Origin of the sequence: Micromonospora sp. NPDC023737, from assembly GCF_040639715.1 — a bacterium.
Lineage (GTDB): Bacteria > Actinomycetota > Actinomycetes > Mycobacteriales > Micromonosporaceae > Micromonospora.
In genome coordinates this window covers 295,343-309,195 of record NZ_JBFAAL010000002.1, presented here as the reverse complement: position 1 = coordinate 309,195, position 13,853 = coordinate 295,343, and the positions used below count along the sequence as shown (strand labels likewise).

The following is a 13,853-nucleotide window of genomic DNA, read 5'->3' as shown; positions in this document are numbered from 1 at the left end:
GGGCCGAGGACCGGGTCGCAGTTGTTTCCGGTTCGACCAGAGATGTCGTCTCGCGACCCTTTCGCATTTTTCCGGAGAGACTGGAAAGTATGTTCCGCTACATCCTGCGGCGCCTCCTACAGATGGTCCTGGCCTTCCTCGGGACCACGCTGATCGTCTACGCGCTGATGTTCGCCGGCCAGGGCGACCCGATCCAGGCACTCGCCGGCGAGCGACCGGTGACGGCCGCTCAGCGCGCATACCTGACGGAGAAGTACCACCTCGACGCGACCGGTATCGGCGGCTTCTTCTACCGCTACTTCGACTACGTCAGGAGCCTGCTCCAGGGCGACCTCGGCCAGTCGCTGACCGGCCGGCAGATCGGTGACATCCTCCAGCAGGCCTGGCCGGTCACCGTGAAGCTCGCCCTCATCGCGCTCGCGGTCGCGGTGATCTTCGGCGTCACCGCCGGCGTGATCGCCGGCATCCGCCGCGCCGGCATCTTCGACAACTCCACGCTGGTACTGACGCTGCTGGTGCTCGGTATCCCGACCATCGTGCTGGCGCCCCTCGCCCAGTACTTCCTGGGCGTCAAGTGGCAGCTCTTCCCGCCCACCGCCGGCGCGGAACCCGATTTCTACGCGCTGCTGCTGCCCGGCATCGTGCTCGGCTCGCTCTCACTGGCCACCGCGCTGCGGCTCACCCGTACGTCGGTGGCGGAGAACCTGCGGGCCGACTACGTCCGCACCGCGCGGTCGAAGGGCCTGGTGAAGCGGCGCATCGTCAGCGTCCATGTGCTGCGCAACTCGCTCATCCCGGTGGTGACCTTCCTCGGTGTCGAGCTGGGCAACCTGATGAGCGGCGCGATCATCACGGAGGGCGTGTTCAACATCCCCGGCGTGGGCTTCAACCTCTTCCGCGGCATCCGCACCGAGGACGGCCCGCTGGTGGTGGGCATCGTCAGCGTGCTCGTCGTGGTCTACCTGGTCTCGAACCTGCTGGTGGATGTCCTGTACGCCGTACTCGACCCGAGGATCCGCTATGAGTGAGCGCAGCGAACGAATCATCAGCGCACTGTTCCGCGGCTCGGCGTGCCCCGGAACGCAGCGCGGGGGTGCGCCGACAGGGCGCGGCGAACGAATCATCAGCGCAGCGTGCTTGGGCGCTCATGCCGGCACAGAGCGGAGCGAGGTGCAGGCATGAGTGATTTCGAAACGGTGGCGGCCAGCGAGAACCAGGCCGCGCGGCGGGGACCCTCCGGCGAGCCGGGCACGCCCAACCAGGTCGGCGCGAACAAGCCGCGCAGCCTGGCCGGGGACGCATGGCGTGACCTGCGTCGTAAGCCGATCTTCTGGATCGCGCTCATCCTGGTCCTGATCGTCACGCTGATGGCGATCTTTCCGAGCCTGTTCACCGCCAACGATCCGAAGGACTGTGCGCTCGACCGGCAGAACCACGGACCGTCCGGTGGGGCCATCTTCGGGTTCGGGTTCCAGGGCTGCGATACCTACGCGCGGGCGGTCTACGGGACCCGGGCGTCGCTGCTCGTCGGCGCGCTCTCCACGCTGATCACCGGCGTCATCGCGCTCACGGTCGGGCTGCTCGCGGGCTATTTCGGCGGCTGGGCCGACGCGGTGCTCTCCCGGATGATCGACATCGTGCTCGGCATCCCGCTGCTGCTCGCCGCAATCGTCCTGCTCAAGCGGATCGGCACGGACAACCCGAACTTCCGGCTCGGCGCGGTCGTCCTGGTGCTGGCCGTTCTCGGCTGGACCACCGCCGCCCGGGTAGTCCGCTCCTCGGTGATCACCGCAAAGGAACAGGACTACGTCGCAGCGGCCCGGATGCTCGGCGCCGGCCACGGCCGGATCATGCTGCGGCACATCCTGCCGAACGCGCTCGCCCCGGCCATCGTGGTGCTGACCATCGCGCTCGGCTCGTTCATCGCCGCCGAGGCGACCCTCTCCTTCCTCGGCATCGGCCTCAGCCAGGAGACCATCTCCTGGGGCCAGGACATCGACACCGGCCGGGTCCACATGCGGGAGTCGGCGACCCCGCTGCTCGTCCCCTCGGCGTTCCTCGCGCTGACCGTGCTGGCCTTCATCATGCTCGGCGACGCGATCCGTGACGCCTTCGACCCGAAGCTGCGGTGAGTTCATGCGAGCGCGAGAAGTGAGCGAAGCGAGCCCCGCAGTCGCGAGCGGAAAGGCAGATCAGTCATGACCGACGCCGTCACCCAACCCACGCCCGCCTCCGCGACACCCGAGGGCGGCCACCTGCTCGAGGTCCGGGACCTGCACGTCGAGTTCCGCACCCAAGAGGGCGTGGCCAAGGTGATCAGGGGAGTGTCGTACCACCTCGATGCCGGAGAGACGCTCGCCGTACTCGGCGAATCCGGCTCCGGCAAGTCGGTGACCGCCCAGGCGATCATGGGCATCCTGGACACCCCGCCCGCGCACATCCGCTCCGGTCAGATCCTGTACCAGGGGCGTGACCTGCTCACCCAGCCGGAGGCGCAGCGGCGGCAGGTGCGCGGCAAGGAGATCGCCATGATCTTCCAGGACGCGCTCTCCGCGCTGAACCCGGTGTTCCCGGTCGGCTGGCAGATCGGCGAGACGCTGCGCACCCGCGAAGGGATGTCCCGGGCGGACGCCCGTCGCCGGGCCATCGAGCTGATGGACCTGGTGAAGATCCCGGCCGCCGAGCGGCGGATCGGCGACTACCCGCACCAGTTCTCCGGCGGTATGCGGCAGCGCGTCATGATCGCGATGGCGCTGGCGCTCAACCCGAAGGTGCTGATCGCCGACGAGCCGACGACAGCGCTGGACGTTACCGTGCAGGCCCAGATCATGGACCTCCTCGCCGACCTGCGCCAGGAGCTCGGCATGGCGATGATCCTGATCACCCACGACCTGGGTGTGGTCGCCGGCGTCGCCGACCGGATCGCGGTCATGTACGCCGGCCGCATCGTCGAGCACGCCGACGTCCAATCGCTCTACCGGTCGCCGGCGCACCCGTACACCAAGGGGTTGCTGGAGTCGATCCCGCGCCTGGACGTCAAGGGCCAGAAGCTCGCGACGATCAAGGGGCTCCCGCCGAACCTGATGCGGATCCCGTCCGGCTGCCCGTTCCACCCCCGGTGCCCGTACGTGCAGCAGGTCTGCCTGGACGTGGTGCCGAACAGCCTGGTCCTCGGCGACGGCCGAACCAGCGAATGCCACTTCGCGCAGGAGGTGCTTGATGACAGCGCCCGCTAGCTCCACCAAGGTCCGCGGCGAGACCATCCTCTCCGTCGACAACCTGATGAAGCACTTCCCGATCACGCAGGGCGTGCTGTTCAAGAAGCAGGTCGGCGCGGTCAAGGCCGTGGACGGGGTGAGCTTCGAGCTGCGCCGGGGCGAGACCCTCGGCATCGTGGGCGAGTCCGGCTGCGGAAAGTCGACGCTCGCCCGGATGCTGATGCGGCTGGAGACGCCGACCTCGGGCAAGGCCACGCTGGAGGGGCAGGACCTGTTCAAGGCCTCCGGCAGCGAGCTGCGCCGGCTGCGACGCAACATGCAGATGGTCATGCAGGACCCGTACACCTCGCTCAACCCGCGGATGACGGTCGGCGACATCATCGGTGAGCCGTTCGAGATCCACAAGGACGCGGCGCCGAAGGGTAGCAAGCGCAAGCGGGTGCAGGAGCTGCTCGACCTGGTCGGGCTCAACCCGGAGCACGTCAACCGGTACCCGCACCAGTTCTCCGGCGGCCAGCGGCAGCGCATCGGCATCGCCCGTGCCCTCGCGCTGCACCCGGAGGTCATCGTCTGCGACGAGCCGGTGTCGGCCCTGGACGTCTCCATCCAGGCCCAGGTGATCAACCTCCTGGAGCAGCTCCAGGACGAACTCGGGCTCTCGTACATCTTCATCGCGCACGACCTGTCGGTGGTCCGGCACATCGCGGACCGGGTCGGCGTCATGTACCTCGGCAAGATCGTGGAGATCGGCACCGAGGACGAGATCTACGAGCGGGCCACCCACCCCTACACCCAGGCGCTGCTCTCCGCCGTGCCGGTGCCGGATCCCGAGGTACGCCACGAGCGGAACATCATCCGCCTGACCGGTGACGTGCCCTCGCCGGCCGACCCGCCGTCGGGCTGCCGGTTCCGTACCCGGTGCTGGAAGGCGCAGGACATCTGCGCCCGGGAGGAGCCGCTGACGGTCCCGCGTGCCGCCGACCCGCACCCCTCGGCCTGCCACTTCGCCGAGCTGCGCCCGACGGTCGCCTGACCCGCGTACGTTCGCGCCCCGCGTTCCACGAGCCCTGCCCTGGCAGGTGTGGAGCGCGGGGCGCTTTCGTTTCCGGTGTGGCGCAGACTCGCCTTCCGTCGCGTCACCGCGGCTACGCGATCGCTGCGGGAGCGCGAGCAGTCCGTCGACCGGCGCGCCGGTGACCGCCAGCCGCCGCGTTCGGGTGACGTCGCCGCGGCACGGGCCGCGGCCGTCACCGGGAAGCGCAACCACGACCGGGCCGGACTGCCAAGCAGCCGGCCCGGTCGGTCGGGGAATCAGTGGAAGAAGTGACGGGTGCCGGTCAGGTACATGGTCACGCCGGCCTCCTTGGCCGCGGCGATGACCTCCTCGTCGCGGATCGAGCCGCCCGGCTGAACGATGGCCCGTACGCCGGCCTCGATGAGGATCTTCGGGCCGTCGGCGAACGGGAAGAACGCGTCCGACGCACAGACCGAACCACTGGCCCGGTCGGCACCGGCCCGACGGACCGCGAGCTGCGCCGAGTCGACCCGGTTCACCTGGCCCATGCCGACGCCGACGGTCGCGCCGTCCTTCGCCAGCAGGATCGCGTTGCTCTTCACGGCACGGACCGCCCGCCACGCGAAGACGAGATCGCGCAGCGTCTCCTCGTCGGCCGGGTCGCCGGCCGCGAGCTGCCAGGTGGCCGGGTCGTCGCCTGCCGCGTCGATCCGGTCCGCCATCTGCACCAGCACGCCACCGCTGACCTGCCGCCACTCCGCCGCCGGCGGGTTCCACGCCGGGGCGCGCAGCAGACGGATGTTCTTCTTCGCCTGGAGGATCTCGACCGCGCCGGCCTCGAACTCCGGCGCCACCACCACCTCGGTGAAGATGTCGGCCACCTGCCGGGCCATCTCGACCGATACCGGCCGGTTGACCGCGATCACCCCGCCGTACGCGGAGACCGGGTCGCACGCGTGCGCCCTGCGGTGCGCCTCGGCCACGTCCGCGCCGATCGCGATGCCGCACGGGTTGGCGTGCTTGATGATCGCGACCGCCGGCTGGTCGGTGAAGTCGTTCGCGGCCCGCCACGCGGCGTCCGCGTCGACGTAGTTGTTGTAGGACATCTCCTTGCCGTGCAGCTGCTCGGCCTGGGCCAGCCCCGCCGGCGCGTCCGGGTCGGTGTAGAGCGCCGCCGCCTGGTGCGGGTTCTCGCCGTAGCGCAGCGCCCGGTCCGCCCGCAGCGCCAGTCCGGCGAAGCCCGGCCACTCCGGCTCGCCGCTCAGCTGCACCGCGCACCAGTTCGCCACGGCCACGTCGTACTCGGCGATGTCGGCGAACGCCCGCGCGGCCAGGGCGCGGCGCTGCGCCAGGGTGAAGCCACCGGCCTCGAGCGCGGCGAGCAGCACCGGGTACGCCGACGGGTCGGTCAGCACGGCGACCGAGGCATGGTTCTTCGCCGCGGCACGGACCATCGCCGGGCCCCCGATGTCGATCTGCTCCACGCACTCGTCGAGGCTCGCGCCGGAGGCGACCGTCGCCTGGAACGGGTAGAGGTTGCTCACCAGCAGGTCGAACGCGGCCACGCCCAACTCGTCGAGCTGGTCGACGTGCGACTGCTTGCGCAGGTCGGCCAGGAGGCCGGCGTGCACCTTCGGGTGCAGCGTCTTGACCCGCCCGTCGAGGACCTCGGGGAACCCGGTGACGGTCTCCACCGCGGTGACCGGCACCCCGGCACCCGCGATGGTCGCCGCGGTGCTTCCGGTCGACACGATCTCCACGCCGGCCGCGTGCAGCGCCTGGGCCAGCTCGACCAGGCCGGTCTTGTCGTAGACGCTGACCAGCGCGCGCCTGATCGGGCGGCGCTCGTCCTCAGTGGAGCTCACGGGATCGTGACCTTTCTTCCGATGATCGTCCAGCCGTTCCGGACGAGGCGGCCGACCTGCTCGACGAGCTGGTGCCGCTCGGCCGATTTGATGCGCTCGGTGAGCGTCTCCTCGTCGTCATCGTCGAGCACCGGCACGGCGACCTGCGCGACGATCGGGCCGGTGTCGGTCCCGGCGTCGACGAAGAAGAGCGTGGCGCCGGTGACCTTCACGCCGTAGGCGAGGGCGTCGCGCGGGCCGTGGATGCCCGGAAACGCGGGCAGCAACGTGTTGTGCGTGTTCAGGTAGCGGTCACCGAAGGCGGCGAGGAAGTGCGGCCCGACCAGCTTGAGGAACCCGGCGGAGATGACGAGGTCGGGGCGGTGCTCGGCGACCTGCGCGGTGAGCGCCCGGTCCCAATCCTCCCGGGTGTCGTACGCCTTCAGCGGCACCACGAAGGTCGGCACTCCGGCCGCGGCGGCCCGGTCCAGCCCGCCGATACCGTCCCGGTCGGCGCCGACCGCGACCACGACCGCGCCGTACGCCGGATCGGTGGCGGCGTCGAGCAGCGCCTGGAGATTGCTTCCGGAACCGGAGACGAGGACGACGATACGGGCGGCGGACACGGGCTCGGGCACGCGGCAACCCTATCGGGCAGGCCGGAGTGATCAGCGTCTGGGCGGCGTGCCGCCGACCGGGACGGCGCGAAGGCGGTACGCTGCCGCACGCCCCGGGTCGGCGCGTCTTCAGCCGCGCACCGCGCGTGACCGATCCGCCGTGCCGACGACAGGAGGCCGCCCACCGCCGTGAACACTCCCGGCCCGGTGCCCAGTTCACCGCCCGGCTGAGAAGGCGAGCCGGTGGACACCGGCCCTGCGCCCGCTCCGACAGTCGGCCGGCCGTCCCCACGTCGAGTCGACCTCCCGGCAGGGGGACCCGGGCCGCGCACGCGGCCACATCAGCGTCGGGGTGAACCCGAATCGTCGGCAGCACGTGTTGCGGGTGGTGCGTGGCCGGGCTCTCGGCGCGATCATGAGTAGCAACACCGACACGAACCGACGGACACAGCCAAGGAGCCTCGTCGAATGCAGCCCGGTTACCCCGGTCAGGACCCACACGGACAGCAGCCCAACCAGGATCCGACCGCTCAGCCGCACGATCCGTACGCCCCGCCGCCGGCCGCTCCCTACGGGCAGCAGCCCACCTCAGGGCAGCCCTACGGCCAGCCGCAGCCTCCGCAGCCCCCGTACGGCCAGCAGCCCACCTCCGGCCAGCCGTACGGCCAGCAGCCCACCTCGGGCCATCCCTACGGCCAGCAGCCCACCTCCGGCCAGCCCTACGGCCAGCAGCCGACCTCGGGGCAGCCGTACGGCCAGCCCTACCAGGACCCGTACGGGCAGCAGCCGCAGCAGCCGTACGGTGCGGCGCCCACGTACCCGAACGCCGGCTACCCGCAGGCTGGCGGCCAGAACAACACGCTCGGCCTGGTGGCGATGATCCTCGGCATCGCGTCGATCCCGCTGGCGTGCTGCCCTTACCTGGGCATCCCGGTCGGCATCGCCGGCATCATCACCGGATACCTGGGCAAGCAGAAGGCCGAGCGCGGACAGGCCAGCAACGCCGGGCAGGCCAAGGCCGGTCTCATCTGCGGCATCGTCGGCCTGGTCCTGGGCATCCTGGTCATCATCCTCAGCATCGTCGCGAACGTGAGCCTGCCGACGGAGCCCTGATCGTCGGTTGACCGAAGGGGGCGTTCCGCGGCTCGCGGGGCGCCCCTTCGTCGTTCACGTCACGGGCGCGCCGACCCGACGAAGCCCGCTGCGCGATGCTCCCCGTCAGCGGACGGAGCTGCGGGTGAAGGCGCGGGTCGCGGCGGCACCGAGCAGCGCGCTGGCCGCGACGACCGCAGCGGTCACCACCCCCACCTGCCAGGCGACCGGACCCATCTCGGCGAGCCGGCCGCCGCCGAGCGGCCCGCCGGAGAGGGCCGCGGCCGCGCCGAGCAGCACGCCGGCCACGGGGCCGCCGATCGCGGCCGACCAGAGCAGTGGCCCCCAGGCCGGCGGCGTGCGGGTGTCCGCCGCGAGCCGCATCAACCGGCGGGCGAGCAGCCAGCCGGCGGCCATTCCGGCCAGTACCGGCACCGCGAGCAGAGCGGCGCCGAGCCCGTCCATCGGTCCGCGTGGCAGACCGGCGAGCAGCGGTACGGCCGGCAGCGCGCCCACCGAGACCTCGCTGGTCCGTACGGCGGTGTCGGTGCCGACGGCGAACCCGGGGCCGAGCAGGTAACTGGTCGACCAGACCATGGCATTGGGGGCGTACGCCAGGCTGATCAGGATGATCCCGGCCTGCCCGGCGACCCCGGTCCGGTACGCCCCGATCATGTCGGCCGCGTCGCCACCACCGGTCGCCACGGCCAGCCCGGCCGCGCCCGCCCCCGCCGCGAGCAGCAGCAGCCCGGCGACCAGGCCCGTGCGGGCCCCGTCGCGCAGCACCGCCGGGGCGCGTTCGGCGATGAGCGCCGCGACTCCGGTGATCCGTACGGAGCCGATCAGTGCGGCGAGCGCGCCGAGTAGGGCGAAGGTCACCCCGGCGCGGACCGGCGAGGCGGCCGGGCCGCCCGTGCCCGCCAGCATCGCGGCGAGGACGCCGAGCAGCGCGTAGCCGGCGGCGACCGCACCGGCGGCGACGAGGGCCGCCCGGGGCGACCGTCCGCCGCGTGCGCCGACCGCCCGGCTGACGTGCACGCCGGCCCGCGCCAGCCGCCAGATCACCAGCGCGGTGAGCGCCAGCGGGGCGAGCCCGATCGGCCCGGCATCGGTCCGCAGCGGAACGCCGTGCCCGAGCAGCCAGCCGGCCAGCCCGGCCCGCAGCGCACCGGTGAACGACCCGGCGTCCTCGGTGAGCTGGCCCAGGCCGAGCACGAGCGTTACCGGCAGGTAAGAGGTGAGTGCGGCCCCGATGGCGGCCACCGCGGCGGCCACCGCCAGCGGGGCCCGAGCGCGCGACGATCCGTCGGAGCGCGTTGCCGCCACCCGCCTGCCGGCGACGCGGCCGGCAGGCCGTTCGTCGGCGGCGACCGCACCGGAACGGCGGGTTTGCTCAGGGGTGTCGGGGGACATCGTGGTCTACTCTGGCACGTCGCGCCCGCGACGGCAGTCCGATACCGCCCCGGCGCGGCCGCGAGTTCCCCGATCGCCACACCCGTCGGCGCCGCTCATGCCCGGAAGAGGCTCGGCGGCGGGACGTGCCGGGTCGTGGCGCGCGGGTGCCGATCGACGGCGTACGTCCGGAACGGCTGAGGGGGCCGACCGGTCCGGTCGACCCCCTCGTCAGGCATGCCGTTCAGCTGGCGGACATGATCTCCCGCATCAGGCGGGCGGTCTCGGTCGGCGTCTTGCCGACCTTGACGCCGACCGCCTCCAGCGCCGCCTTCTTCGCGTCGGCGGTGCCTGCGGAGCCGGAGATGATCGCGCCGGCGTGGCCCATGGTCTTGCCGGGCGGCGCAGTGAAGCCGGCGATGTAGCCGACCACCGGCTTCGTCACGTTGGCCTTGATGAACTCGGCGGCCCGCTCCTCGGCGTCGCCACCGATCTCACCGATCATGACGATCGCGTCGGTGTCCGGGTCGGCCTCGAACGCGGCGAGGGCGTCGATGTGGGTGGTACCGATGATCGGGTCACCGCCGATGCCGACGCAGGTCGAGAAGCCGATGTCGCGCAGCTCGTACATCATCTGGTAGGTCAGCGTGCCGCTCTTGCTGACCAGGCCGATCCGGCCGGAGCCGGTGATGTCGGCCGGGATGATGCCGGCGTTGGAGGCACCCGGAGACGCGATGCCCGGGCAGTTCGGCCCGATGATCCGGGTCTGCTCGCCCTTGGCCACGTTGTACGCCCAGAACGCGGCGGTGTCGTGCACCGGCACGCCCTCCGTGATCACCACGGCGAGCTCGATCCCGGCGTCGATCGCCTCGATGACCGCACCCTTGGTGAACTGCGGCGGGACGAAGATCACCGTGACGTCCGCCCCGGTCTCCTTCATCGCGTCCGCGACGGAGGCGAAGACCGGCAGCGCGGTGCCGTCGAAGTCGACGGACTGGCCCGCCTTGCGCGGGTTCACACCGCCGACGACGTTGGTGCCGGCGGCGAGCATCCGCCGCGTGTGCTTGGAACCCTCGGAGCCGGTCATCCCCTGCACGATGACCTTCGAGTCCTTGGTCAGCCAGATTGCCATGATCAGACCCCCGCAGCGGCCAGCTCGGCGGCCCGCTCGGCCGCGCCATCCATGGTGTCGACCCGCTCGATCAGCGGGTTGTTAGCGCCGTCGAGGATCGCCCGGCCGGCCTCGGCCTTGTTGCCGTCGAGCCGCACGACGAGCGGCTTGGTGACCTTCTCACCACGCTGCTCCAGCAGGGCGAGCGCCTGCACGATGCCGTTGGCGACCTCGTCGCAGGCGGTGATGCCGCCGAAGACGTTGACGAAGACGCTCCGCACCGACGGGTCGGTGAGGACGATCTCCAGTCCGTTGGCCATGACCGCCGCGCTCGCGCCACCGCCGATGTCGAGGAAGTTGGCCGGCTTGACGTTGCCGTGCCGCTCTCCGGCGTACGCGACCACGTCGAGGGTCGACATGACCAGACCCGCGCCGTTGCCGATGATGCCGACCTCGCCGTCGAGCTTGACGTAGTTGAGGTCTTTCTCCTTGGCGGCCTGCTCCAGCGGGTCCACCGCGGCCTGGTCGACCAGGCCCTCGTGGTCCGGGTGCCGGAACGCGGCGTTCTCGTCCAGGCTCACCTTCGCGTCGAGCAGCAGCAGCTTGCCGTCGCGGGTCTTGGCCAGCGGGTTCACCTCGACCAGGGTGGCGTCCTCGGCGACGAACGCCTGCCACAGCCCGACCGCGACCTCGACGACCTGGTCGGCGACCTCGGCCGGGAAGCCGGCGGCGGTGACGATCTCGCGCGCCTTCGCCTCGTCCACGCCCTTGACGGCGTCGATCGGGGCCTTGACGACCTTGTCCGGGGTCTCGGCGGCCACCTGCTCGATGTCCATGCCGCCGGCCACGCTGGCGATGCAGAGGAAGGTGCGGTTCGCCCGGTCGAGCAGGTAGGAGAAGTAGTACTCCTCGGCCACGTCCGCGGTCACGGTGATCATGACCTTGTGGACGGTGTGCCCTTTGATGTCCATGCCGAGGATGTCGGTGGCGCGGGCCACCGTCTCCTCCGCGCCCTCGGCCAGCTTCACGCCGCCGGCCTTACCCCGGCCGCCGACCTTCACCTGCGCCTTGACGACCACCCGGCCGCCGAGGCGCTCGGCGATCGCGCGGGCCTCCTCCGGGGTGGTGGCGACGCCGCCGGCGAGCACGGGCAATCCGTGCCGCTCGAACAGGTCCCGCCCCTGGTACTCGTACAGGTCCACGATTGCGCGTCCCGTCCCGTCTCCGCGGCGCGCCGTCGCGCCGCCACCAGCGTTCAGAAAACAGTTTGACGCCTGTCATCACTTGAAACAGGCCATTGGCCGCAGCCTAGCGAGGTGGGTACCGGCGGCAACCGAGCGGGTGCGCGGTGTGCGGTAATACACAACCGCGCAGTGAGGACGGTCTCCACCACCGCACATTCCGCCGTCCGGGCGATGTTGCCGGAAGTGCGTAACCCCTCCGCCGGGGCGTCGTTGAGTCAGATGTCGGAGCGCTGATCAGCGCGATGACGGGAGACGGCCGATGCCCTGTCGGTCGAGGGGTGGCGGCGGGGCATCGTGCATAGAGGGGCCGGACGTGTGAGGGGTGCGTCCGGCCCCTCCCCCCGTGTCCGGAGCCGGCCGGCCCTGAGTGTCCGAGGTTCCCGCCGTCGTTGTCAGCTGACGGGCTGAGCCACGTTCTGGCGCACCCAGTCCACGATCGAAGCCGTCGTGGCACCCGGGGTGAAGATCTTGGCGACACCCAACCGCTCAAGCTCGGGAATGTCGCCGTCGGGGATGATGCCGCCACCGAAGACCACGATGTCCCCCGCCTCGCGCTCGGCGAGCAGTTCGAGCACCCGACGGAAGAGCGTCATGTGCGCGCCGGAGAGCACGGAGAGCCCGACCGCGTCGGCGTCCTCCTGGATCGCCGTCTCCACGATCTGCTCCGGAGTCTGGTGCAGGCCCGTGTAGATGACCTCCATGCCCGCGTCCCGCAGCGCGCGGGCCACCACCTTCGCTCCTCGGTCGTGGCCGTCCAGGCCTGGCTTGGCGACGACGACCCGAATACGAGAGCTCATCAGCGCACACCTTTCACCGGCTCCACGGCCACTCACCTGAACGAACGGTAACCCGGACGACGGGGCCCGGGAAATCCGGGCCGGGATCCTCGACCCACCGGGCCGGACGGTCGACCCCGGCCGCAGGGCACGGGGCGGTGCCGCATCGCGGGTCCCCGGACGAGGCGGGCCGGACGGTCCGGGTCGCCGTCGGCACGGGAGCCGCCGCGGCCGCGGACCGGTTCACCGGGACGCGTCCCAACACCGGCGACCAGCACCGCGACAGCGGACAGGCGCCCGGGGTCAAGCCGGACGACTCCGCCGTACCGGTCACGCTCGGCGACGAACGGGCAGTAAATGGCACGCCGACCGGCGACGCAAGGCGTTGCAATACCGGACGCAAACGGACAGATCGGCGCGCCGATTCGGCGCTTTGGCTTGTGACTCGTGTGGCGGTTGGCTAACGTGTCCACGGTTGTCATCGAGTCCATGGACGGGTGACGACGCAGCCAACAGAGGTTCACCCGAGCGTCACCGAACGTCCGACGGCTGCTTCGGTACCCCGACAACGGAGGGTGTGCGTGCGCCAGCGCCTGTCGTCTGAGCCCGATAGATATCGTGGTCGCCGCCGCGTACCCACCCCACCGCGGAGCCGCTACGCCGCAGTCGTCACCACCGCCTTCGTCGGTGCCGGCATCGTCGCGCTCGGCGCAGGCGCTATGCCGGACGCCAAGAGCATCAGCCCGTCGGCCCTCGACGAGATCCACCAAGCCTCCGTCGCCAGCCAGGACGCGGCCGCGCGTGCCAATTCCGCCGACCGCGCCTCCCGTGACAGCGCCCGGGGCGAGGAGGCTTCCGAAGCCGACGTCTGGCTACTGCCCGTCCAGGGCTACGACCTGAAGTCGTCCTACGGGGAGCGCTGGGGCAAGCTGCACACCGGCGTCGACATGGTCGCGCCAGAGGGCACCCCGTACGTCGCGATCCACGACGGCACCGTCACCAAGGCCGGCTGGTTCGGCGGCTACGGCTACGCGGTGATCGTCCGGCACGCGGACGGCAGCGAGGCGATCTACGGTCACTCCTCCGCTCTGAGCGTGCAGGAGGGGCAGCAGGTCAAGGCCGGCGACCAGCTCGGACTGATCGGCATGACGGGTCACGCCTACGGGTCGCACCTGCATCTCGAGCTCCATGTCAAGGGCGAGCCGATCGACCCGAAGCCGTTCCTCAAGGAACGCGGAGTGGACATCGAGCTACAAGTCGAGGCTTACTACAACGAGGTAGCCGCGTCCTAACGCTGCGTATCGACCGTTGACCGCCCGGATCACTCGATCCGGGCGGTTTTTCGTTGACGGAAGTGACCTGGATCATCGGTCCGAATGTGACCGGCACCACCGACGGCCATGATCACTTAGGGGGTCAGACCGGTCGGCGAGGGCGGATCCGGACAGCCTGCGGCAGGGCGGCGGCGTGACCCGCCAGCCCCGTCGGCCTTCGCCGCGCCGGCGCTCAGCAGGATCGGTCGGGTCCCACCCCTCGACACGTGA

12 protein-coding genes are annotated in these 13,853 nt (G+C 71.1%); 6 read left to right on the top strand and 6 right to left on the bottom strand.

Translation table 11 applies throughout. The annotated features are described in order from the left end of the window. Positions 1–89 precede the first annotated feature (89 nt). The 4 genes from AB0F98_RS06820 (at position 90) to AB0F98_RS06805 (ending at position 4,251) form a co-directional block, all read left to right on the top strand. Complete coding sequence (locus tag AB0F98_RS06820) at positions 90–1,028, top strand: ABC transporter permease (RefSeq protein WP_357729811.1); 939 nt, start codon at positions 90–92, stop codon at positions 1,026–1,028. A gap of 150 nt (positions 1,029–1,178) precedes the next feature. Continuing rightward, complete coding sequence (locus AB0F98_RS06815; protein WP_357729808.1) at positions 1,179–2,132, top strand: ABC transporter permease; 954 nt, start codon at positions 1,179–1,181, stop codon at positions 2,130–2,132. A 66-nt stretch (positions 2,133–2,198) separates the two neighbouring features. Continuing rightward, positions 2,199–3,236, top strand: coding sequence for an ABC transporter ATP-binding protein (locus tag AB0F98_RS06810; RefSeq protein WP_357729805.1), 1,038 nt, complete (start codon positions 2,199–2,201; stop codon positions 3,234–3,236). Next, on the top strand, positions 3,220–4,251 hold the full coding sequence (locus tag AB0F98_RS06805) for a dipeptide ABC transporter ATP-binding protein (RefSeq protein WP_357729802.1): 1,032 nt from the start codon (positions 3,220–3,222) through the stop codon (positions 4,249–4,251). Before AB0F98_RS06810 ends, AB0F98_RS06805 begins: the two co-directional genes overlap by 17 nt. Positions 4,252–4,529: 278 nt before the next feature. On the opposite strand, the gene purH is transcribed toward AB0F98_RS06805, so the two are convergent. Further along, positions 4,530–6,098 carry a bifunctional phosphoribosylaminoimidazolecarboxamide formyltransferase/IMP cyclohydrolase gene (gene purH, locus AB0F98_RS06800; protein WP_357729799.1) on the bottom strand — a complete coding sequence of 523 codons (1,569 nt, stop codon included), beginning with the start codon at positions 6,096–6,098 and terminating at the stop codon, positions 4,530–4,532. Further along, positions 6,095–6,715: a phosphoribosylglycinamide formyltransferase gene (gene purN / locus AB0F98_RS06795; protein WP_357729796.1), complete on the bottom strand. Its 621-nt coding sequence runs from the start codon at positions 6,713–6,715 to the stop codon at positions 6,095–6,097. The genes purH and purN overlap by 4 nt, the downstream gene beginning before the upstream one ends. Positions 6,716–7,162: 447 nt before the next feature. Here purN and AB0F98_RS06790 point away from each other — a divergent pair, with 447 nt between their 5' ends. Then, positions 7,163–7,807, top strand: a complete 645-nt coding sequence (locus AB0F98_RS06790) for a DUF4190 domain-containing protein (RefSeq protein WP_357729793.1) — start codon at positions 7,163–7,165, stop codon at positions 7,805–7,807. Between the two features lie 105 nt (positions 7,808–7,912). On the opposite strand, the gene AB0F98_RS06785 is transcribed toward AB0F98_RS06790, so the two are convergent. From AB0F98_RS06785 to AB0F98_RS06770, 4 genes are all read right to left on the bottom strand, one after another. Next, positions 7,913–9,199, bottom strand: a complete 1,287-nt coding sequence (locus AB0F98_RS06785) for a DUF6350 family protein (protein WP_357729790.1) — start codon at positions 9,197–9,199, stop codon at positions 7,913–7,915. Between the two features lie 223 nt (positions 9,200–9,422). Beyond that, positions 9,423–10,310, bottom strand: coding sequence for a succinate--CoA ligase subunit alpha (sucD, locus tag AB0F98_RS06780; protein ID WP_357729787.1), 888 nt, complete (start codon positions 10,308–10,310; stop codon positions 9,423–9,425). Positions 10,311–10,312: 2 nt separating this feature from the next. Continuing rightward, complete coding sequence (gene sucC / locus AB0F98_RS06775; RefSeq protein WP_357729783.1) at positions 10,313–11,491, bottom strand: ADP-forming succinate--CoA ligase subunit beta; 1,179 nt, start codon at positions 11,489–11,491, stop codon at positions 10,313–10,315. 434 nt (positions 11,492–11,925) lie between these two features. Next, positions 11,926–12,330, bottom strand: a complete 405-nt coding sequence (locus tag AB0F98_RS06770; protein ID WP_076466570.1) for a cobalamin B12-binding domain-containing protein — start codon at positions 12,328–12,330, stop codon at positions 11,926–11,928. 560 nt (positions 12,331–12,890) lie between these two features. Between AB0F98_RS06770 and AB0F98_RS06765 the strand changes: the two genes are divergently transcribed. Next, positions 12,891–13,601 (top strand): M23 family metallopeptidase, encoded by a 711-nt coding sequence (locus AB0F98_RS06765; RefSeq protein WP_357729780.1) that lies wholly within the window; start codon positions 12,891–12,893, stop codon positions 13,599–13,601. Positions 13,602–13,853 lie beyond the last annotated feature (252 nt).